17 protein-coding genes are annotated in these 21829 nt (G+C 70.8%); 3 read left to right on the forward strand and 14 right to left on the reverse strand.

The window, feature by feature from the left end; genetic code table 11:
• Positions 1 to 99 precede the first annotated feature (99 nt).
• The 7 genes from AC6CH9_RS10590 to AC6CH9_RS10620 all read right to left on the reverse strand — a co-directional run bounded on the left by AC6CH9_RS10590 (position 100) and on the right by AC6CH9_RS10620 (position 9216).
• On the reverse strand, positions 100 to 2199 hold the full coding sequence (locus AC6CH9_RS10590; RefSeq protein ID WP_498154850.1) for an SGNH/GDSL hydrolase family protein: 2100 nt from the start codon (positions 2197 to 2199) through the stop codon (positions 100 to 102).
• A gap of 295 nt (positions 2200 to 2494) precedes the next feature.
• Complete coding sequence (wecB, locus tag AC6CH9_RS10595; RefSeq protein WP_498154851.1) at positions 2495 to 3739, reverse strand: non-hydrolyzing UDP-N-acetylglucosamine 2-epimerase; 1245 nt, start codon at positions 3737 to 3739, stop codon at positions 2495 to 2497.
• A 23-nt stretch (positions 3740 to 3762) separates the two neighbouring features.
• The gene (locus AC6CH9_RS10600; RefSeq protein WP_498154852.1) at positions 3763 to 4911 is read right to left on the reverse strand and encodes an acyltransferase family protein; all 1149 of its coding nucleotides are present in this window, start codon (positions 4909 to 4911) and stop codon (positions 3763 to 3765) included.
• Positions 4908 to 5456 carry an exosortase S gene (gene xrtS / locus AC6CH9_RS10605; protein ID WP_498154853.1) on the reverse strand — a complete coding sequence of 183 codons (549 nt, stop codon included), beginning with the start codon at positions 5454 to 5456 and terminating at the stop codon, positions 4908 to 4910. Before xrtS ends, AC6CH9_RS10600 begins: the two co-directional genes overlap by 4 nt.
• Complete coding sequence (locus AC6CH9_RS10610) at positions 5453 to 6871, reverse strand: XrtP-associated glycosyltransferase (protein ID WP_498154854.1); 1419 nt, start codon at positions 6869 to 6871, stop codon at positions 5453 to 5455. Before AC6CH9_RS10610 ends, xrtS begins: the two co-directional genes overlap by 4 nt.
• 26 nt (positions 6872 to 6897) lie before the next feature.
• Positions 6898 to 7059: a hypothetical protein gene (locus tag AC6CH9_RS10615; RefSeq protein ID WP_498154855.1), complete on the reverse strand. Its 162-nt coding sequence runs from the start codon at positions 7057 to 7059 to the stop codon at positions 6898 to 6900.
• A gap of 108 nt (positions 7060 to 7167) precedes the next feature.
• Positions 7168 to 9216: a DUF6923 family protein gene (locus AC6CH9_RS10620; protein WP_498154856.1), complete on the reverse strand. Its 2049-nt coding sequence runs from the start codon at positions 9214 to 9216 to the stop codon at positions 7168 to 7170.
• A 536-nt stretch (positions 9217 to 9752) separates the two neighbouring features.
• Between AC6CH9_RS10620 and AC6CH9_RS10625 the strand changes: the two genes are divergently transcribed.
• The gene (locus AC6CH9_RS10625) at positions 9753 to 11699 is read left to right on the forward strand and encodes a sigma-70 family RNA polymerase sigma factor (protein WP_498154857.1); all 1947 of its coding nucleotides are present in this window, start codon (positions 9753 to 9755) and stop codon (positions 11697 to 11699) included.
• Positions 11700 to 12056: 357 nt separating this feature from the next.
• Here the strand turns inward: AC6CH9_RS10625 and AC6CH9_RS10630 are convergent, their stop codons facing one another.
• Positions 12057 to 12323, reverse strand: a complete 267-nt coding sequence (locus AC6CH9_RS10630) for a hypothetical protein (protein ID WP_498154858.1) — start codon at positions 12321 to 12323, stop codon at positions 12057 to 12059.
• Positions 12324 to 13099: 776 nt separating this feature from the next.
• Here AC6CH9_RS10630 and AC6CH9_RS10635 point away from each other — a divergent pair.
• Positions 13100 to 13855, forward strand: a complete 756-nt coding sequence (locus AC6CH9_RS10635; RefSeq protein ID WP_498154859.1) for an SAM-dependent methyltransferase — start codon at positions 13100 to 13102, stop codon at positions 13853 to 13855.
• A 143-nt stretch (positions 13856 to 13998) separates the two neighbouring features.
• On the opposite strand, the gene dnaB is transcribed toward AC6CH9_RS10635, so the two are convergent.
• Positions 13999 to 15366 carry a replicative DNA helicase gene (dnaB, locus tag AC6CH9_RS10640; RefSeq protein ID WP_313662838.1) on the reverse strand — a complete coding sequence of 456 codons (1368 nt, stop codon included), beginning with the start codon at positions 15364 to 15366 and terminating at the stop codon, positions 13999 to 14001.
• Between the two features lie 473 nt (positions 15367 to 15839).
• Here dnaB and AC6CH9_RS10645 point away from each other — a divergent pair, with 473 nt between their 5' ends.
• A complete protein-coding gene (locus AC6CH9_RS10645) occupies positions 15840 to 17135 on the forward strand; it encodes an MATE family efflux transporter (RefSeq protein ID WP_498154947.1) in 1296 nt (431 codons plus the stop codon).
• A gap of 76 nt (positions 17136 to 17211) precedes the next feature.
• Here AC6CH9_RS10645 and rplI read toward each other — a convergent pair whose 3' ends face one another.
• From rplI to AC6CH9_RS10670, 5 genes are all read right to left on the reverse strand, one after another.
• Entirely contained in the window at positions 17212 to 17658 is a 447-nt protein-coding gene (gene rplI, locus AC6CH9_RS10650; RefSeq protein WP_047230914.1) for a 50S ribosomal protein L9, read from the reverse strand.
• A 19-nt stretch (positions 17659 to 17677) separates the two neighbouring features.
• Entirely contained in the window at positions 17678 to 17914 is a 237-nt protein-coding gene (gene rpsR, locus AC6CH9_RS10655; protein WP_021481584.1) for a 30S ribosomal protein S18, read from the reverse strand.
• A 101-nt stretch (positions 17915 to 18015) separates the two neighbouring features.
• Entirely contained in the window at positions 18016 to 18561 is a 546-nt protein-coding gene (locus tag AC6CH9_RS10660; RefSeq protein ID WP_047230913.1) for a single-stranded DNA-binding protein, read from the reverse strand.
• A gap of 145 nt (positions 18562 to 18706) precedes the next feature.
• A complete protein-coding gene (rpsF, locus tag AC6CH9_RS10665) occupies positions 18707 to 18997 on the reverse strand; it encodes a 30S ribosomal protein S6 (protein WP_172819989.1) in 291 nt (96 codons plus the stop codon).
• A 153-nt stretch (positions 18998 to 19150) separates the two neighbouring features.
• Entirely contained in the window at positions 19151 to 21568 is a 2418-nt protein-coding gene (locus tag AC6CH9_RS10670) for a transglycosylase domain-containing protein (protein WP_498154860.1), read from the reverse strand.
• Positions 21569 to 21829: the final 261 nt, after the last annotated feature.

Consider the following 21829-nt stretch of genomic DNA (forward strand, 5'->3'; position numbering starts at 1 on the left):
CTGGTCGCCGTCGCCTACGGTCCGGACCGCGGGGCGCCTCATTCTCCTCACGTCCTCCAGGACCCGTCGCCGCCCCGACGATGACGTCGCGTCCGCACCTCAGCCCTCCGTGCTCTGGATCCGCGCGAGCTCACGCTCGAGCCAGGGCACCAGGAGCTTCATGCCTTCGTCCGCGAGGTGGACGTCGTCCGCCAGGTAGATGTCCTGCCCGTCCTCCGTCTCGCTGCGGCACGACCCTCCGCTCGGGCACAGGGCTGCCTGCAGGTCGAGGAGGAGGACGCCCGGCCTCTCGGCGGCATAGGTCTCCAGGACGTCGTTGAACGCCCGCATCTGGCCAGGATCCGAGATGATCCCGTTCGTCGGCCGGTCCGTCATGAGCACGATCCGCGCATGGGGCGCGCTCGCGGCGGCCCAGCCGACGAGCTGGTCCAGGTGCGCCCGGTAGCGGTCGACCCACTCATGGTCACGCGGCTCGAGCCAGCGTTCCCCCAGCAGCTGCTCGGCCGCGTCCCACGACGAGTGGACGACAACGAGGTCCGGCTGATGGGACTCGATGAGCTGGGGGTACGACTCTCTCCACGAGGCGCACCGTGCCTGATCCGTCCACTCGTACCCGCTCGACGCCCGGACCTTCCCGTCAGGCTCGAAGATCCCGCACCCGCCGACCCCCCCGTCGACGACCCCGAACGAGCCGGTGCCGTGCTCCACGAGCATCGTCGCGACGTCGTTGGCCAGGGAGTCGCCCAGAGTCAGGACGACGGGCCTCCCTCCCGCGTGCCCCGGTTCGAGCGTGAAGTCACGATCCGCGTCCGTGACGAGCACGTCGGTCGAGCTGAGCTGGGCGTCCTTCACTCCGGGGCCGTAGACGCCCGCGACCAGCACGAGAGCGGACGCGAGACCGAGTGCGGGGACCGCTCGCGAGACCCGCCAGGGCGCGCGCCGAAGGCGCTCGGTCAGTCCGTGGTGCAGCGCCAGCGCGAGGAGCCAGGTCACACCGCCCCCGACGATGAAGAGCCCCAGCGGCTCGATGCCGCGTCCCGACGCGATGAGGAACCAGTACACCGGCAGGTGGAGGAGGTACACCGTGTACGAGACCCGCCCGAACGAGGTGAACACCCGTGCCGCGAAGAAGCGGGAGAGCACGTTCGCGTCGGAGCAGAGCGACGCCGTGAAGATCGCCGCGGCCAGAGCGACGGCGGCGATCCCGCCCTGATAGAGCCAGGGTTCGTGGTAGGAGGTCGTCAGGAGCGAGGCGGCGAGCACCGCCGCGAGGCTCACGACGCTCACGGTCGTCACCCCGAACCGGGCAGCCGCCGTGGGCTCGCCCTGCACGCCGCTCTCGATCCGTCGCGCGGTCCGCGCGTAGACGACTGCGGCCATGAGCGCGCCGACGACGAAGCCGACGGCACGGGTCTCCGTCCCGAGGTAGAGACGGTCGCTGTTGCTCCCGTCCCACATCAGCGGCGCCACCGCGGCGCTCGCCAGAGCGAGGCCGACCAGGGCGGCCACGACCACCCGAGGCCGTCCGCGGCACACGAACCACAGCCCGAGCAGCACGAACGGCCAGACCACGTAGAACTGCTCGGTGATCGACAGGGACCACATGTGCGCCAGGGGGCTGATCTGGCCCGCCTGGTCCCAGTACGCGTCGCCGGACGTCAGCTGGCGCCAGTTCGCGATCTGGAGCACCGAGAAGACCGCCTTGTCGGCGGCCGCCCGGAGCTCCTGGGGCGTTCCCCAGATCCACACGAGCAGGAGCACGACGGCGAGCGTGACGAGCAGGCCGGGAACGAGCCGCTTGACACGCTTGACGAAGAACGAGCCGAGATCGATCCGGCCCGTCCGACCGAGCTCGCGCAACAGCAGCAGGGTGATGAGGAAGCCGGAGATGACGAAGAAGACGTCGACGCCGAAGAGTCCTCGCGGCGACCAGTTCGTGTGGTAGAGCAGGACGGACGCGATCGCGATCCCCCTGAGGCCGTCCACAGCGGGGAAGAACCACGGTGAGGGGCCCTGGGGCGCAGGACGCTCGGCGGTGCGCACCTCGTCCGCCGTCGGCGGACCGGCGGGAGCGGACGCGACAGGAACGAGCACAGGCGAGACGCCCTGCGGGGCAGATCGGGGCTCGTCGGGAACGAACTGCAGGACCGGGGGTGCCGGAGCGACGGTCGACGTCCCGTGCCACGCGGGCCCGGACACCGGGACCACCGTCTCTGGCGGGCCCGGCCGTCGCGTCGGCACCGCTACCTCTTCCGGACGTGCGAGGCCGCTGTCGTCGGGCTTCGCGTGCCGCGGCAGGGCCACCAGCTCGCCGTGACCACGGCGTGGCCACGCCTCGAGCGCCCGCTCTCGCTCTCGCTCTCGCTCTCGGAGCAACCGTCGCTCTCGACGCGTCATCATGGGCGGGCGGGGCGTGGTGCTGGCGTCCGACGCGTCGCGGTCCGCCTCGCCGGTCGGGAGTGCGACGACCGTCCGAGGGTCTCCCGTCACGTGCCTACGCTCCCGCCTGAACGTCCGCGTCCGCCCGCGCGACGGCGGGCTCCGCCGGCATCCGAGCGACTGTGTCGACGTCGCCCGTGAACTCCGGGAGCCGGTCGGCGAGCCCCAGGAGGTTCGCCACGGCGGCAGCGACCCGGCTCGACGCCTTCCCGTCCCCGAAGGGGCTCACCGCAGCAGCCATGGTCCGGTGGTGCGCCTCGTCGCTCAGGAGCCGCTCGAGCGAGTCGACGATGCGTCGTGGGTCGGTCCCGACGAGCTCTGCTGCGCCCGTCGCGATGGCCTCGGGACGCTCCGTGGTGTCTCTCGTCACGAGGACGGGGACGTCGAGCGCCGGCGCCTCCTCCTGGATGCCGCCGGAGTCGGTGACCACGACGCGCGCCCTGGAGAGCAGGCGGGCGAAGGGCCCGTACGCCAGCGGTTCGAGGATCCGCACGTTGTCGAGCCCGGCGAGCGGAGGCAGAAGGAGCTCCCGCACCCGGGGGTTCAGGTGCACCGGCACCGCGACGAGGACGTCTGGCCGGCTCCGGGCCACCTGCCCGAGTGCCGTGCCGATCGCGCCGATGCCGCCGTCCCACGACTCGCGGCGGTGTGCCGTGGCGACGACGATCGGGCGGCCGGACTCCATCGCGGCGTCGACGACGGCGTCTCCTGTGGGGCGAGCCCGGCCCGCCGCCTCGATCAACGCGTCGATGACGGTGTTACCCGTGGTCACGACCGACTCGGGCGCGATCCCCTCGGCATGGAGCTGAGCCGCCGCGACGCTGGTGGGCGCACAGTGCAACGCGGTGATCGCGCTGACGAGGCGGCGGTTCCCCTCCTCAGGGAACGGTGAGTACAGGTTCCCGGTACGAAGACCGGCCTCGACGTGCACGACGGGCACCTTGGCGTGGTAGCCGGCCAGCGCCCCCGCGAACGCGGTACTGGTGTCTCCCTGGACGATCACTGCGCGGATGTCGTGCTCGCGCATGACCTGGCCGACGCCGCTCAGTGCACCGGCGACGATCTGGTCGAGCGACGCCCCGGGCTGGAAGAGATCGAGATCATGGTCCGGAACGATGCCGAAGAGCTGGTTGACGGGATCCAGCATGTGCCGGTGCTGCCCGGTGACGATGACGCGCGGTCGCACGGCGCCCTGCGCCTGCAGGGCGTGCACGACCGGTGCCATCTTGATCGCCTCGGGCCGCGTTCCGTACACGACCGCGACCTCGGGGATCCTGTCGGTGGAGTGGTGAGGTGTCATCGTTCTGCTTGCCTTTCGGGAGTTCAGGAGAGGGACGGCGCCGTCGGGGCGGTACGTCGTCCGCGCGAGCGCCGCCGGGACGGCACCGGGAAGAGATCGACCTCGAGGGAGAGCCCTCGCAGGAGCGGCCGGTGGACCGCGAACCAGACCACGGTCCCGAGCGCCCAGGGGGCGAGGACGAGGACTGCGGTCACGCTCCACCCGTTCAGGGCACCGGACGACGACAGCGCGAGCGCGAGCGCGATCGACAGGGCGTTGTGCGTCAGGAAGACCGGTAGGGAGAGGTTCGCGGCGAAGCGCAACCCCGGGTGCGGCGCGCGCGAGTCCGGCAACGCGAACGACGCGGCGACGACGATCACGACGGCCCCGAGCACGAGCGCCGTCCGGATGGTCCCGCTCCCGAGCACCGCGGCGGCGACGGCCGCGCACAGGTAGACCCCGGCCCGGGAACGGCTCATGGCACCCGTCGCGTACGCCCAGAACGCCACGCCGATCACCCAGCCGTACAGGTGCTCGGCCCCCGTGGCGAGCCAGAGGCGACCGGTGAGCTCGTCCCACGCGACCGGCCCACCGGCCGTCCGCCCGGCGACCCAGGGCGTGATCAGCAGCAGGACGAGCAGCAGGTCGAGGGCGTGCCGCGAGCTGCGCACCGCGGGCCACAGGACCACGGCACCCATCAGGGCGAGGAGCTGGGCGCCGAGCAGCCAGTACGACACGTCCACCCAGGGCGTCGCGACGAGGCGCGGCACCAGGATCAGGTTGTCGATGACGTCGGGGACCGAGAGGTGCTCCGCGGACACGCTCGCCGGGAGCGGCTGGAGGACGGCGACGACGAGCACCACGAGGACGAGCACCCAGTACGTCGGCATCACGCGCGTCACCCACCGCAGGAACACTCCGCCGCGACCGTGCCGGCGCACCGCCCGGCAGATCAGCGCGGCTGACGCCGCGAAGAACAGGGGGACGCCGGCGCCCGTCGACCCGTGCGCGAAGGGCACCGGACCCAGGCCGGGGAACAGCGCGCGGTCGACACCGCCGCTGGCGTCGTCCATGATCACCACGACCAGCGCGAGCAGCGTGAGGAGGGGCCAGGCGAGGTGGTCGTCCACCGTCCGGACGACGGGCTCACCTCGTCGTGACGACCGCTGGCGCGTGGTCGTCGTCGTTCTCATGGTGTCGGCCTGCCCACCGTCCGCACGAGCACGGCGAAGGCGGCCACGAAGCACGCGATGACGAAGAGCGAGCCGACCAGGTGGTGCGTCACGTTGAACCCGTCACCGCCCCACGAGTAGTAGGCGTAGGCGATCATGACGAAGCGCACGAGGTTCGCGGTCACCGCGATCAGGCTCGACACCGCGAGCCCACGCACGACGTTCCGCGCCGAGAAGCGCTGGAACGGAGCGACGACCGCCGCCGTGAGGAGCAGCGGCGCGAGGAGCACGACGGTCGAGCACATGAACGAGATCCGGAGGCCGAGCCCGCCCGGACCTCCCGCGGCGAAGACGACCACGTCCGCGACCGAGTCGGACGTTCCGGGGACGACGAGTCCGATCGTGAACGCGACGACCCGTGCCTCCACGGTGCGCACGGTCTCGTTGGCGCCCAGGAGGAAGACGGTCGCGGCGATCAGCGCGATCGTCAGTGCGAGGCGCGGAGCGGTCACCCGGGCACGAGCGCCCCGGTAGGAAGCGACGGGGGGAAGGGTGTGGTCGGTCATGCTGCGATCTCCAGGGAGGGCTGTCGATGCTCGACAGGGGCGGCTGCGGCGGGCGGCGCGGTGACGGGTGCGCCCTGCGCACCCACCCGGTTGGTCTTCTCCCACCCCGAGCGGCCGCGTACGACGCGCCCGAGAGCGCGGAGCAGGACGGGGTAGGTGGCGTAGGTGTAGAGCCAGTAGCCGAGACCACGCGCCGTGGTCCGCAGCAGGCCGGCCTGGGGGTCGTCCGTGACGCGGTAGACGAACGCCCAGATGACGAACGGGAGGATCCCGGTCAGGATCGTCAGGGGCCAGAGCCACCACACGAACCGCGCCCACTCGAGGATCGAGTCGAAGTTCGCGGCGCCGTCGGCCACGACGCTCAGGCCCACGATGGGCCACAGGAACACTCCGACGAGACCGGTCCACGGGATGAGCAGGAAGTACGTGCTCTCCAGGGCCGCGGCGTTCGTGAAGTTGCGCGAGCTGAAGATCTCGGGGATGTATCGAGCGCACTGCATGCCGCCCTGGCTCCAGCGCGTGCGCTGGCGCAGGTAGGCCCGCATCGAGGGCAGGGCCTCCTGCCGGACCACGGCGTCGTGCACGTAACGCGTCTCGTACCCGACGAGGATCGCGTGGATCCCGAGCTCGTAGTCCTCGAGCAGCGCACCGTGCCAGGGCTCGCCGTACGTCGCAGCGATCGCGTCCAGGGCCGACAGCCGCGTGAACTGGCCGTTGCCGCCCATCCCCGACGACGAGGTCCGCAGCCGCAGGGTCTGCATCGCGGCGATCGTGGTCCGGAACTCGATGTCCTGGCAGCGCAGCAGCCACCGCGACCACAGGTTCTTCGCCCAGCGCTCCCAGCCCGGGCCGCTCGTGTGCAGGTCGATGCCGGTGTTGTTCATGGCGACCGACGCCTGGGCCGCGCCTACCGCCGCATCGCCGAAGACGTCCGTGGCGGCCATGAGCTCCAGCGCGCCGGGCACCAGCTCGCCGTCCGCGTCGAGGACCCCGACGATCACCCGGTCCGACGCGACCTCACGGCCCGCGAGGTGCTCCCCGAGCACGCGGTAGGCCGCGTTGAGCGCTGCTCCCTTGCCCATCCGCGCGTCGGGCCGCTTCCGCGAGACCAGGTGAACCCGGCCGTCGCGGGCCGCGCGTGCGGCGACGATCGCAGCCGTCGCGTCATCGCTGTCGTCGTCCACGATCCACACGTGAGCGTCGGGGAAGTCGCGCACGAACCGGTCGAGCGTCTGGCCGATGACCAGCTCCTCGTTCAGGCACGGGACGAAGAAGTGCCACTCGTAGGCCGACGCGTCGCCGGGCACGGTCCGAGACCTACGGACGAACGGCACGAGGATCGCGACGACGTAGGTCAGGAAGGCGACGAGCAGCACGAACGCCAGAACGTGAACATAGGTCAGGGTCGACAACATGGTGGACGGATCTCCCGGGCCGCGGCTCAGCGCCGCACGTCGCGGAGTCGTGCCGTGCGGAGCAGCAGGACGCCGGCGACGACCGCTCCGACGGCGACGGCGACGTAGACGAAGGAGCTGAAACCGGTGACCGCGAGCGTGGAGACCGTCGCCGCTCCGACGACGCCCCCTCCGACGGGCTTGTACATGGGTACCTCTCGTGACGCTGGTGAAGACAGGGGTGGTGACGGGTCCGGGGAGCCGCCACCTGCCCTCGACGGCCCGAGCGAACGGGCCGTCGAGGGCACGTGGTCAGATCAGGCGGCGATCGCCTGGCGACGGCGCCGGTGGACGCCGAGGCCGAGGCCGGCCAGCCCGAGGAGGCCGACCGAGGCGAGCGCGGCCGGGTCCGCGACCGGGATCGGCGGGATCTCGTCGTCCGTGATGCCGATCGTCACGATCGCCGTCGTCGACTCGCAGCCGTCGACGTGGATCGTGTACTCGAACGTGTCGGTGCCGGTGTAGTCGGCGTCCGCCAGGTAGGTGACCGTCCCGTCCGCGTTGATGCGGACCCACCCGTGCTCCGGGCCCGCGATGATGTGCGGCGACGCGTTGTCAGGCTTCTTGTCGTTCGCCAGGACGTCGATGTCGACCGTCTCCCCACGCTTCGCGACCGCCTGGTCGTCGACGGCGCTCAGCGCGTCGGGCGGGCACACCGGCGCCTCGACACAGGTGTTGACGCTCGACGTGTCGTTGATCGCGTTCGGGTCGGCCTCGTTCCCGACGACCGACGCGGTGTTCTCGACGCAGCCGACGAAGTCGGCGGGCACCTTCGCGGTGATCGAGAACTCGCGGGACTGCCCGACGGCGAGCGCCCCACCCACGCAGGTGACGCTGCCACCGTCGATGGTGCACTCCGGGCTCACGGCCGTGACGTCGGTCAGCTCCGCGGGCAGGTTGTCGGTGACGGTGTAGCCGGTCGAGTCGCTGTCGCCCTTGTTCGTCACGGTGAACGTGTACGTGAGCGTGTCCCCGGTGGCCATCGTCGCGGGCGCGGACTTGACCAGCTCCAGGTCCGTCGTCGGGTTGACCGGCACCGGCTCACCGCAGGTCCTCACGGTCGAGGAGTTGTTCGCGGAGGTCGGGTCCTCCTCGTTGCCGAGGACGGTGCCCGTGTTGTCGATGCAGCCGTCGAAGTCCGCGGTGGTGGTGCCGGTCACCTGGATGACGGCGTTCTGCCCCGAGGCGAGCACACCGCCCGTGCACGTGAGGACGTTGCCGCTCACGGTGCAGCCCGGGGTGACCGAGGTGACGTTCGACAGCTGCGCCGGCAGCGCGTCACGGACCACGAAGCCGCTGGACGTCCCCGGCCCGTGGTTCGTGACGGTGAGGGTGAACGTCACCGGGTCGCCGCTGGTGAAGGTGGCCGGCGCGCTCTTGACGATCCCGAGGTCCACGGGCTGCCCGGGCATCGCCGCGGCGTCGTTGTTCCCGCTGGCCGGACCGGCCTGCTCGCTGATCAGGCGGAAGGTCGGGTTCGCCGACGCAGGGCCGTCGATCGCGACCTGGAAGACCCTGCCGTCCATGTTGCGGGAGAGGCCGATGTTCCCGTTGCCGTAGACCCACTGGCCACCCGTCGCGTCGAGCAGGCCGAGAGCCTGGGTCACGTCGAACACGTCGACGTGACCGCTGACCGGGTCGATGCGGTAGAACGCGCTGCTCGTCTCGTAGCCCCTCTGCCCCCAGATGAAACCGTCCTTGAACACGATGTCGGACAGGTCGGGGACCTGCTTGTCGAGCTCGATCACGCGGGCGGTGCGGGTGTCGATGTCGATCGCGTAGAGCTGCTTCATCACCGGGTGGGTCGGCTGCTCCTCGACGCGCACCCAGGCGCGGACGAAGAGCGTGTCGGCGAACTGGCCGTCACCGACGGTGCCCTGGTTCCAGTACTCGAGCGTCCCGTCAGCCAGCGGGTACAGGCCGGAGACGGCACCGAGGACCGTCACCTCGCCGCCCTGTCCGACGCGGACGAGCTGGTCCTTCTCCGCCGTCGCCGTCGAGCGCCGCATGCCGTAGACGTAGCCGTCGCTCTCGCGGTACCCGATGGCGTTGTACCCGTACGGCGAGACGCCCCCCTCATGCCGGAACTCGACGGCGCCGGCACCCTGGACGGCCGTGTACAGCCCCGTCGGGTTGTCCTGCGCCACGAAGACGAGCGGCGGGTCGGCGGGGAAGGCACCGGCAGCGGCGTTCGCCGGGCCGGCCACGGCGACGACGGACGTGCCGATCGCCATCGCGGCCGCAAGCCCCGCGACGGAACGGGTGATCCACCCGTTCCGTCGCCAGGGTGCTCGGGCGTTCTTCATGTGGAGTCTCCTTGCTGTGTGTCGGTAGAAGGCGACGTGGAGCACCTTCCGAGGGTCCGGACACCGGCCGGTCGCGACTGTGACGCCGCCTCGGAGATCGCCGTCGACGTGGCGCACGACACACGCGGAGCCGACACCCCCGCGCACGCCGTCCCGTGAGACGGGCTCGCCCGGTGACGCCTGGGGAAGAACCGCGACCTGGCGCCGTTCTCGTGGTGTCGAGCAGGTCCGCGCCCTCCCCACCGACCCCGTGTGCCGCTCCCGTCGGCGCCGCCCTGACGGGGGTGCCGACGACCGGATTCGCCCGCCCCAAGAAGTAGGGGGTCCCCTCATCAGGGGCGTGTCTGCCTTCTACCGTCGTAGGCGTTCGCCCTCTCGCCCGGCCTCCCGCCCGGCATCACGAGGAGCCGTCGCGTGGTCCGACGACCACGCTCCAGAGGCCCGTCGAAGGCCCTCGTCATCTCACATGCCATCCCGTGTCCAGGGAGTACGTCGGCGCGTCGCGCCCCGACTGGACGAGGAAGGGAGCTCGAACGGTGTCTGCCGCCACCATCGCTGAATGGGCGTCGACCGCCGCGCCCGTGTCGGACCTGGAGCTGATCAACCAGGTTCGCGCCGGGAGCACCGACGCCTTCGGGGCGCTCTGGACTCGTCACGGCGACGCCGGGCTCCGCGCCGCGCGCCAGATCACCCGGAGGTTCGACCCCGAGGACCTCGTCCAGGAGGCGTTCACTCGCGTGCTCGCCGCGATCCGTCGCGGCCATGGCCCGACGGACGCGTTCCGCCCTTACCTGTACTCGGCGATCCGCCGCATCTCCATGAACTGGACGCGGGACGACAGCGAGGCGGCACCGCTCGAGGACCTCGCCGACCAGATGGACCCCGAGGCGATCTTCGAGGACTCCGCTCTGGAGCGGACGATCACCGGCCGGGCGTACGCGAGCCTGCGCAGCGAGTGGCGCTCCATCCTGTGGTATACGGAGGTCGAGGGCATCCCGGCCCGCGAGGCCGGCACGTTCCTGGGCCTGAGCCCGAACGCTGCGGCAGCGCTCGCCTACCGGGCCCGCGAGGGGCTCAGGATCGCGTGGCTCCGGGCGCACGTGAACTCCGGGGGTGTCTCCGACACGTGCAAGTGGTCCGTCGAGCGGCTCAGCCCCTACAAGCGCGGCTCGCTCGCCCGGCGTGATCGGGACGTCCTCGAGGAGCACCTGACCGCGTGCCTGCGGTGCGCGATCCTCCTCGAGGAACTGGACGACATCGCCGGGAACTTCAAGATCGTGATCCTCCCGCTCGTCGCGGGAGCCGGCATCCTCGCGCTCGATGCGCTGCCTGACGCCGGGGTCGCCGTTCACGCCGCTTCCGCCGCTCACGCGGGTTCCGCCCCAGCCGTGGGCGCCGCGTCGGGTGCGACGCTCGCCGCGACGCCACCGGCCCTCGGTCTCGCGAGCCTTACCAGTCTCACGGCAGTGCTCGCGACCGTCTCGGTCGTCGTCGGGGTCACGGTCGCCGCGCTCAACTCTCCGCCCCCGGAGACCCCGACGGCACCAGAACCCGTCGCCCACGCCGCTCCGGAGTACGTCACGGGTACGGCCGCCATGCCGGCGCCGGCACGGTCCGAGGAGGCCGAGGTCCCGCGAGTGCGTCAGCCGGCGGTCACCCCTGTCGAGCCGTCGACGGTCGCGCAGGACGACGCGTCCTCGCCGTCGGCGGTGCCCCCCTCGACGGGCACTCCCCCGGCGGTGGGTGACGACGAGCCCGCCGACACCCCCGACCCCGGCGACACGGCTGCGCCGACCGGCGCAACCCCGCCGGTACCCGTCGAGCCCACGGACGCGACTCCTCGCGGTCCGGTCGAGCCGATGCCGACGGATCCTCCTCGGGCTCCGCAGCCTCCGGCGGCTCCCGGCATGCTCGGCTTCCGGGACGGCGCGATCTACCTCCCGCAGCTGCATGGCACGGGCGTGCCGGGTGCGCTGGTGACCGTGAGCTCGTCCGACGGCATCGCCCTGGGAGAGACCGTCGTGAGCGAGAACGGCACGTGGACCGTCACCGCTCAGCTCGCCGAGATCCCTGCCGCCTCCCTCTACGTGTCCGCGCGACAGAGCGTCGACGGCCTGACCTCGGACCCGAGCGAGCTGATCGGTCCCTTCCTCCTCGAGGCGCCCGACGTCGTGGAGCTGCACGACGATGTCGCCGTGCCCACCGTCGTCTTCGCCGGTCGCGCAGGGACCGTGGTCGAGGCTCTCGTCGACGGCGTGCCCACCGGCAACCTCCACGAGCTCGGGGATTCCTCCCTGCTGCGTCAGGTCGCGGGCCTCACCCCGGGTACTCACACACTCTCCCTGCGCTACGTCGACCCCGCGACCGGCCGTGTCGGCGCGGCTCGCACCGTCGACTTCGTCGTCGCTGAGGGACGCCCTCAGTCGGTCGGCAACCCGGGGGACGGCACGGACGACACCGGCACGTCAGTACCGGCGCTCTGAGACCCACGGGGAGACTGCCGGCCCTCCACCTCGAGATGCGAGGCGCACGACCGTCGGCAGCCTCCTCCGCTCGTCCCCGGTGACCTCGCTCGGCGTGCGCAACGCCTGCCGAGCCTCAGGACGGCCTCGCCCGCGCGCCGGCGTCTCGCGCGGGCGAGGCTCTGCAGCGGGGCCGGTCGAGTCACGCCGTCGAACGCGGTGCGGAAGACCCGAGGGTTCGACTACCGGAGCAGGACCGATGCCAGGACTCCGAGGGCAGCACCGATGACGATCGCGACCGGGACACCGACGCGTGGCGAGAACGGAGCGACGCGACGCAGGGACTTCATGGTGGGATCTCCAGCTACGGGGACGGGCTCAGGCGAGCTGAGCCGGGTGGGTCGGGGTGGTCAGGGTGTGCGCCGCCGCCTCGAAGGCCATCGCAGCGAAGGGGCTCGGCACGGGCCCTCCCCAGCCGAGCAGGGCGAGCTCGATGTCACCGATCACCAGCCTGGCTCCCGTCCACCATCGACCGGAGTGGCCGTCCGACTCGGCGAGGGCGAGGATGAAGACCTTGAGGAGCTCGTCCCTGAGCTCCTCCGGCGAGCCCGACGACGCCAGCGCCGCCTCCATCAGCCGCACCACCCCCATCACCCCGCGAGAGAGCTCCTCGTCTCGGCCGTCATGGCGTGCGCGCGCCACCCGGGTGTACCGGTCCACGGCCTGTCGCAAGGTTCGTCCTGGCAGCGGCAAGGCCACTGCGAGGTCGCCCGTCTCCGTACGTGTCACATCTGTCAGGACACGGCTCACGGCACTTCATGACGTCCGGGCGAGATTCCGCCAAGGCGACGGCGAGCCAGCGCGTCATGGTCGTCATGTGCCGTGCCACGGTGGTGACCTGCCGGAGGTAGGCCTCTTCGGCGGTGCAGCGCTGACGCGTCTCGGCCGGGTCTCGTGGCTCAACGGTCGGGCACCGGCCCGCCACCCGGCTGGACCACCGACGAAGAGCCAGGTGAGCTGGTGTCTCGGTCGTGGGTTGACGAGGAAGAGGACCGGCCGAACGACCTGCGTCTCGACAGCGAGCGGTGGCCGGGGTACGAGGCCATTCATGGTCCACTGCCGACCAGAAGAGGCAGCACATCCCCGAGCAGTCGACCTCTTGCAGGGTTGACTGGAAGGAAGATCGGGCAAGGTAACCCGCATCTCGAAATCGGGCACCTGTCGACGTGCAGCGCAGATGGCGCGGACCCGCCGCTGTACCGAGCACGACCTCGGGCGTGTCGGTCGGGTCGCGCAGGGTTGATTGCCCTCAGCCGCCCCACAGCGGCGGAAGAGGGCGTGTCCCGTCGCCGCGTGAGCCAAAGGGTGATGGCTCGCCGGACGGCGTCGGCGGGTAGGCGGTGGCCTGTAGCGTCGCCGAGATGGAACGCTCCAAGATCTTCGACATCGCCCACCTGCGCCATCCGATCGGGGCGCCGGTGGCGCCCGAGCGGCTACGCGAACTGGTCGGCTGGCTGAGCCCGAGCGAGGGCGCCCGCGCCGTTGACCTCGGGTGCGGCGAGGGCGAGTGGCTGCAGGAGCTGCTGCTCGCCCACCCCGGAATCACCGGCGTGGGGATCGACCACATGCTCCCGGCCTCTGCCGCCCGGCGTGCCGAGGAGCGGAAACTGAGCGACCGGGTGCGCTGGATCGAGACGGATGCCGCCACCTGGGACGACGGGGTCTTCGACGTGGTGCTGTGCATCGGTGCAAGCCACGCCTTCGGCAGGCTGGAGGACATGCTGGCCGCTGTCCGGCGGCGCCTGCGCCCCGGTGGCCAAGCGCTGATCGGTGACAGCATCTGGGAGGGCACCCCGTCGGCTCCTGCCCTGGCAGCGCTCGAGGTCTCCGCCGACGCCTATCCCGACCTCGTCGGCTTCGTGCGAGCCGTCCACGAGCACGGGTTCGAGCCGTCGTACGGTCACGTCAGCACGTTGGCCGAGTGGGACGACTACCACTTCAGCTGGACCGGGTCGCTCGTCGACTGGGCCGTGCGGGAGGCCCCGACGACCGAGGATCGCGACCAGGCACTTGCCGCTGCACGTGAGAATCGCGACGCCTGGCTGAGCGGCGCACGACGCGAACTAGGGTTTGCCACCTTCGTCCTGCACGACATCGCCGTCAGCACGAGTGACTGACCGGCGTGCGCGTCGCTTTCACGTGATGACTGCAGCCGCACCGCCAGACGCCGCCGCCACCGCACACGTCGCGCGTACGCCTGTGGTTGCTCAGGCACCACACTCCCCATGCAGCATGTGCGGAGGACTCTGCAAAATACTCGCTACATCTGCATGTCGGCGAACCGCTGATAATGACCTTGGAACGCTACGGTGATGGTGTCGGTCGGACCATTTCTGTGCTTCGCAACAATGAGGTCGGCCTCGCCCGCCCGCGGTGATTCTTTTTCGTACGCGTCCTCGCGATGCAAAAGAATCACAACGTCAGCATCTTGTTCAATAGATCCACTTTCACGAAGATCGCTCATCTGTGGTTTCTTGTCCCCGCGCTGCTCCGGACCACGGTTCAGCTGCGAGATCGCGATGACCGGGACCTCGAGCTCCTTCGCGAGGAGCTTGAGCGCACGCGAGAACTCCGAGACCTCCTGCTGGCGCGACTCGACGCGCTTTCCGGAGCTCATGAGCTGGAGGTAGTCGATCACGACGAGCTTGAGGTCGTGCCGCTGCTTGAGGCGGCGGCACTTCGCCCGGATCTCCATGAGCGACATGTTGGGCGAGTCGTCGATGAACAGCGGCGCCTCGGCGACCTTGCCCATGGTCGACGCGAGCTTCTGCCAGTCCTGCTCGTCCATCTTCCCGGACCGCATCCGCGTCAGCGGCACCCGTGCCTCGGCGGCGAGCAGACGCATCGTGATCTCGTTGCGGCTCATCTCCAGGGAGAAGATGACGGACGACATCTGGTGGTGCACCGCGGCGTGCGTCGCAACATTGATTCCTAAAACGGATTTGCCGATGGCCGGTCGCGCCGCGACGACGATCATCTGGCCGGGGTGCAGGCCGTTGGTGAGCCGGTCGAAGTCGGAGTAGCCGGTCGGGACGCCGGTCATGCCCTCGCCGCGGCCCTGGGCGGCCTCGATCTCGTCGAACGTCGGGCCGAGGATCTCCGAGAGCGGGAGGTAGTCCTCGGTGGTCCGACGCTCGGTGACGGCGTAGACCTCGGCCTGGGCGTTGTTGACGATCTCGTCGACGTCGCCGCCGTCGGTCGCGTAGCCGAGCTGCACGATGCGCGTGCCGGCCTCGACGAGGCGGCGCAGGACGGCGCGCTCGCGCACGATGCGCGCGTAGTACCCGGCGTTCGCGGCGGTCGGGACGCCGGCCATGAGGTCGTGGATGTACGGGGCGCCACCGATGCGCTGGAGCTCGCCGCGCTTGGTCAGCTCCGCGACGACGGTGATGGCGTCGGCGGGCTCGCCACGGCCGTAGAGGTCGATGATCGACTCGTAGACGACCTCGTGCGCGGGCCGGTAGAAGTCGGAGCCACGGATCTGCTCGATGACGTCGGCGATGGCGTCCTTGGACAGCAGCATGCCGCCGAGCACGCTCATCTCCGCCGCGACGTCCTGGGGTGGCGTCCGGTCGAAACCTGACGGCCCCGGTCCCCCGTAGCTCTCCTCGAGCTCCTCGATCGACATGCGCCCCTCGCTCCCCCGAGCCCGTCACGACCCACCGAGGGACCGCGCGTCCGGGACAAACCTTCGTCGTACACGTGTTCTACAGCGGGCCACCCACACGACTGTCCCGGTGGCCGCGCCTCCCGCCTCCGACAAGCACGACCCCGCGACACTAGATCGCTGTTCCACGCCCCGCAAACGGCCCTGTGCACGCCCGGTGGACAGGGACCCCCGAACCTGTGGACACAGTCCCCGTCGCTGTGCACACCCGGTGGAAAACGGTGTGGACAACCTCACGATCTCCCTGTGTACATCGGCGCGAGCGGCCCCTGACCTGCCTCGTCACTACCCTCAGGGGTGTGGAAGAAAGAAAGTCCGACGACACGCCGACGACACGCCGGACACCGCCCGGCCACTCCGGCGACACCCGGACGCCACCCGACCCCGCGTCGTCGTCCACAGGCCGCCGCACCCGCTCCCGGCTCGACCGCGAGATCCTCGCGCTCGCCGTCCCCGCTCTCGGCGCGCTCGTCGCGGAGCCGCTCTTCGTCCTCGTGGACAGCGCGGTCGTCGGTCACCTCGGCACCGCCCAGCTCGCCGGGCTCTCCCTCGCCTCGACGCTCCTGGTCACGCTCGTCGGGCTGTGCGTCTTCCTCGCCTACGCGACCACGGCGGCCGTCGCCCGCCGCATCGGTGCCGGGCACGCGCGCGAGGCGCTCCAGTCGGGCGTCGACGGCCTGTGGCTCGCCGTCGGGCTCGGCGTCCTGCTCGCCGCCGCGCTGTGGGCGACCGCTCCCTGGGCCGTCGGCGCGATGGGCGGGACCGGCGAGGTCGCCGAGCACGCGGTCGTCTACCTGCGCTGGTCCGCCCTCGGCCTCCCCGGGATGCTCCTCGTCCTCGCCTCCACAGGCGTCCTGCGCGGCATGCAGGACACGAGGACGCCCCTGTGGGTCGCGGCGGGCGGCGCGACGTTCAACGCCGTCCTCAACGTCGTCCTCGTCTACGGGGTGGGCCTCGGGATCGCCGGGTCGGGCATCGGCACTGCCGTCGCGCAGCTCACCATGGGCGGGGTGCTCGTCGTCGTGGTCGTGCGCGGTGCGCGCCGCCACGGCGCGTCGCTGCGCCCCGCCGCGGGCGGCATCTGGTCGAACGCGCGCGCGGGCGCCCCGCTCTTCGTCCGCACCCTCTCGTTGCGGCTCGCGATCCTCCTCACGGTCTTCGTCGCGACCGGGCTCGGCGAGGTCACGCTCGCGGGGTACCAGGTCGTGAACTCCGTCTGGGGGCTCGCCGCGTTCGCGCTCGACGCGCTCGCCATCGCCGCGCAGGCGCTCGTCGGCTACGGGCTCGGGGCCGACGACGTCCCACGCGTCCGCGCCGTCCTGCGGCGCACGCTCCGATGGGGCGTCGCGGCGGGCGCGGTGATCGGGCTCGTCATGGCCGCGGGCGGCTGGTGGTTCGCGCTGCTCTTCACGTCCGACCCCGACGTCCGCACCGCGGTGGCGGTCGGCATGGCGGTGTGCGGGCTCCTGATGCCCATGGCGGGGTGGGTGTTCGTCCTCGACGGCGTCCTCATCGGCGCCGGGGACGGCCGCTTCCTCGCCTGGGCGGGGATGCTCACGCTCGTGGTCTACGTGCCGTTCGCGCTCGCCGTCCGACACTGGGCGCCCGACGGCGCAGCAGGCCTCGCGTGGCTCTGGCTCGCCTTCGCGGGGGTCTTCATGGCGGCACGCGCCCTCACCACCGGGCTCCGCGCGCGCGGGAGCGCCTGGATGGTCACCGGCACCGCCTGAGGCGCCGGCCGGGCGCGACGAAGGCCCGGCCCCTCCGAGGAGGGGACCGGGCCTTCGAGGACTGCTCAGCAGCAGATCAGGCAGCGACGACCTTCACCGCGAGGGTCGCGGAGACCTCCGGGTGGAGGCGGACGGAGACCGTGTAGTCCCCCGTCGCCTTGATCGGCTGGCCGATCTCGATCTTGCGCTTGTCGACCGACGCGCCCGCGGCGGTCACGGCGGACGCGATGTCCGCCGTCGTCACGGCACCGAAGAGGCGACCGGCAGCGCCGGCCTTCGCCTCGACGACGACCGGCTTCGACTGCAGCGAGTCGCGGATCGCCTTCGCGTCGTCGAGCGACGCGATCTCGCGGGCCTTGCGCGCCTTGCGGATCGCAGTCACCTGCGACTCGGCGCCCTTGGACCACGGCGTGGCGAGCTTGCGCGGGACGAGGAAGTTACGGGCGTACCCGTCCTTCACCTCGACGACGTCGCCGGGCTCACCGAGACCGGTGACCTCGTGGGTCAGGATCAGCTTGGCCATGAGTTCTCTCCCTTCCCGCTCAGCGAGCCGTCGACGTGTACGGCAGCAGCGCCATCTCGCGCGCGTTCTTCACCGCACGGGCGATCTGGCGCTGCTCCTGGACGGAGACGCCGGTCACGCGACGCGCGCGGATCTTGCCGCGGTCGGAGATGAACTTGCGCAGCAGCGCGGTGTCCTTGTAGTCGACCGACTCGATCTTGGCCGACTTCAGCGGGTTGGACTTCTTCTTGGGCTTGCGCACCACAGGCTTCGCCATGGTGTTGCTCCTCTACAAGGTGCGATCCCCGCGCGCGGTCCGCGCCGACGAGCGGTGCGGCACCCACGGGGACGGGTGTGTGTTCTGGGAGTGGCGGGCGATCAGAACGGGGGCTCGTCGGAAAACGAACCGCCGGACGACGCGGGGCCGGCCGAGGCCCACGGGTCGTCGCTCTGCTGCTGACCGCCGCCGGAGCTGAATCCGCCGCCGGAGGCACCGCCGGAGTTGGCGCCACCTCCGTAGCCGCCACCGCCGCCGAAGCCGCCGCCACCGCCACCCGAGCGCTGGGCGCGGGTGACCTTCGCGGAGGCGTAGCGCAGGGAGGGACCGATCTCGTCCACCTGCAGCTCGACGACGGTGCGCTTCTCCCCCTCGCGAGTCTCGTACGAGCGCTGGACGAGGCGGCCCTGCACGATGACGCGCATGCCCTTCGTCAGCGACTCCGCGACGTTCTCCGCGGCCTCGCGCCAGATCGAGCAGCGCATGAACAGGGTGTCCCCGTCCTTCCACTCGTTCGACTGGCGGTCGAAGGTCCGCGGCGTCGACGCCACCGTGAAGTTGGCCACCGCCGCACCCGAGGGGGTGAAACGCAGCTCCGGGTCTCCCGTGAGGTTCCCGATCACCGTGATGACGGTGTCACCTGCCATGGCCAGCTCCTTCGTGTGTCGTCAGCATCGTCGCGTTCGTGCTCGTAACGGGTCTCGCGTCGCTCATCCCATCACGCGGCGCCCACACGCGCTACGGCGTGCAGCATCCCGGTGCGGGACGGTCGAACGGGGGACGCGGGGAGGATCAGCGAGCGTCCGTGCGCAGGATCTTGGTCCGCAGGACGACCTCGTTGAGGCCGAGCTGACGGTCCAGCTCCTTGGCGGTATCGGAGGTCGACGTGAAGTCGACGACCGCGTAGATGCCCTCGGACTTCTTCTTGATGTCGTACGCCAGGCGGCGACGACCCCAGATGTCCACCTTGTCGACGGAGCCGCCGTCGGTCTTGATGACCGACAGGTACTTGTCGAGCGACGGGGCGACGGTGCGCTCCTCGATCTCGGGGTCGAGGATGATCATCAGTTCGTACTGACGCATGCGGATAACCCACCTCCTCTGGTCTTCGCGGTCACGGTCTCTCCGTGACAGGAGGGTTCATGCATTCGTGCTGCTGCCGTCCGACGAGCGGACGGCAGCTCCCCAGGGTACCCGCTCGGCGCGGGCCCCTGGAAATCTGCGGAACGGCCGAGGTCAGGGGTTGCTACCGTTCCCGCCGCCGCCCCCGGGCCCGCCACCCGGGCCCCCGCCCCCGTCGCCGGGGTCAGGCGTCTCGGTCGGTTCCTCGGTCGGCTCCTCCGTCGGCTGCTGCCCGGGGTCGACGCCCTTCGAGACCACGAGCGCGATCGTCGAGCCCGGCGGGACCTCGGCACCGGCGGAGCCGGCCTTGATGACGATGCCGCGGGGCTCGTTCGAGAACTCCTCGGTGACCGCCCACTTGAGGCCGAGCGCCCGGAGGGCTGCCTTGGCGTCGTCGACGGTCCTTCCCTGGAGGTCGGAGGGCACCGTGACGTTCTCCGGCTGCTGCGGCTCCTCGGGCTCCTCCGTCGCCGGCGCCTCTTCGGTGGGCTCTTCCGTCGGCGTCTCGGTGGGCGTCTCCGTCGGCTTCGGCTTGGGCGGCGTGTACGGCAGGAACTCGCCGACCGGCAGGTCGGCCGTCGCGGCCTGCATGTACGTCGTCCACGCCTCGACCGGCCACGAACCACCCGTGATCTCGGGGTTGCGCATGTCGGCCCAGCGCCCGAACGGCGTGATCTGCTCCTGCTCGTTGTTCTCGCCGGACTGGTAGAGCCCGACGACCGTGGCGAGGCCGGGGGTGAACCCCGCGAACCACGCCGACTTGTTCTCGTTCGACGTCCCGGTCTTCCCGGCGGCGGGACGACCGAGCGCCTTGGCCGGCTCCCCGGAGCCCTGCTCGACGACCTGGGACAGCGCGTACTGCGTCGCCGCCATCGTCTCGGTGTCGAACTCGGCGGTGCGCTTGTCGGCGCCCGGCGCCTCGTACTTGACGTTCCCGCGCGCGTCGACGACCTTCGCGACGATGTGCGGCGTCGCCTTCTGCCCACCGGCCGCGATCGTCGCATAGGCGTTGGTGAGCTCGAGCGGCGTGACCGTCGCGGTCCCGAGCACGTTCGCCGCGTTTCCCAGCACCTCGGTCTTCTCGGAGATGCCCAGGCGGTGCGCCACCTCGGCCGTCTTCTCCGGCCCGGTCTCGATGTTGAGCTCGGCATAGACGGTGTTCACGGAGTTCGCCGTGGCCTTGACCAGGTCGATGTTGCCGTACGACGCGTCGCCGAAGTTCCGCACCTTCCAGTCGCTGCCGTCGTTGGCGCCCGGGAACGTCTTGGGGCTGTTGCCGTCGTAGCGCTCGTCCAGCGTGTGCTCGTTCTCCAGCGCCGCGACGAGCGTGAACGGCTTGAACGTCGACCCGCCCTGGGCGGCGCCGAGCGTGGCGTTGTTGTACTGGTTCTGGAGGAAGTCGGCACCGCCGTACAGCGCGCGGATGGAGCCGTCGTTCGGGTCGATGGACACGAGCGCCGCGCGGAGGTTCGGGGAGACGGGGTTGTCGTCGCCGCGGCTCTCCTGAGGCAGCGTGTCGATGGTGTCGACCGCGGCCTTCTGCATCGCCGGGTCGATCGTCGTGGTGATCTGGTAGCCCTTGCTCGTCAGGTCGGCCTCGGAGATGTCGATGCCCTCGCTCGCGAGTTCCTTCTCGACCATGGCGAGCAGGTACCCGGTCGGCCCGGCGTACTTGTCCGACTTCACGTACTCGATCGCCGCCGGGAAACCGGCCCCGATCGCCTCGTCGTACTGGGCCTTGTCGATGTGCCCGTCCTTGAGCATGTTGTCGAGGGACCGCTTCCAGCGGTGCTCGGCCTGCTCCGGGTTGTTCGCCGGGTCCCAGTTGGTCGGGTTGGGGATGATGCCCGAGATCATGGCGGCCTGCGACACCGTGAGGTCGGCCGCGTTCACGCCGTAGTACTTCTGCGCGGCCGCCTGGATCCCGTACGCGCCGCGACCGAAGTAGATCGTGTTGAGGTAGTTGCCGAGGATGACTTCCTTCTTCTGCTGCTGCGTGATCTTCAGCGCGAGGATCGCCTCGCGGGCCTTGCCCGCGTAGTCCGTGACCGTGTCCGTGTAGTACCGCTCGACGTACTGCTGCGTCAGCGTCGAGGCGCCCTGGCGGCCGCCGCCCTTGAGGTTGTTGTAGAAGGCACGCGCGATGCCACGGAAGTCCACGCCCGAGTTCGTCCAGAAGGTGCTGTCCTCCGAGGCCACGACGGCGTTGCCCACGTAGTCGGGCAGCGTCTCGTAGTCGACGAGGGTGCGGTCCTCCGAGGCGTACTTCCCCATCTCGGTCGTCCCGTCGCCCCAGTAGACCGTCGAGGTCTGGGCACCCACGCTCGGCAGCTTCGTCGGGACGTCGGTCGTGACCCACGCGGCGACGAGCACGCCCGCGACGAGCGCGACCCCGGTCAGCATGGTCCCGACGACGACGCGCCAGGACGGCAGCCAGCGGCGGAAGCTCTTGACGTGCGAGCGCGGGTAGTTGAAGAACCGACGGCGCCCGCGCGGGGTCGTCCGTCCGTTCGTCCTCGTGGATCGCGCCACGGTCTACCTTCCTCTGGGGGGCAACGGGAAGCCGGTCCCACGTCGTCCGCGGACCTGCTCGTGGCCCGCCGCGAGCGGACCGCCTGCCCGACGCCGCGTCCCCGCCTCGGGCGCGGGACGTCGTCGGGCACGGGGTCGGCACACGCCGGACCACCCTGAACAATAGGGCGTCGCCCTGTCGGGACAAGGGTCCGCGGCACGGACAGCGCGATCGTGCGCCATTGATTCGCCGCGGCGTCCCGCCGCCTCCGCGGGTCCTTC

The sequence above is a fragment of the Cellulosimicrobium sp. GQ32 genome (assembly GCF_059758455.1).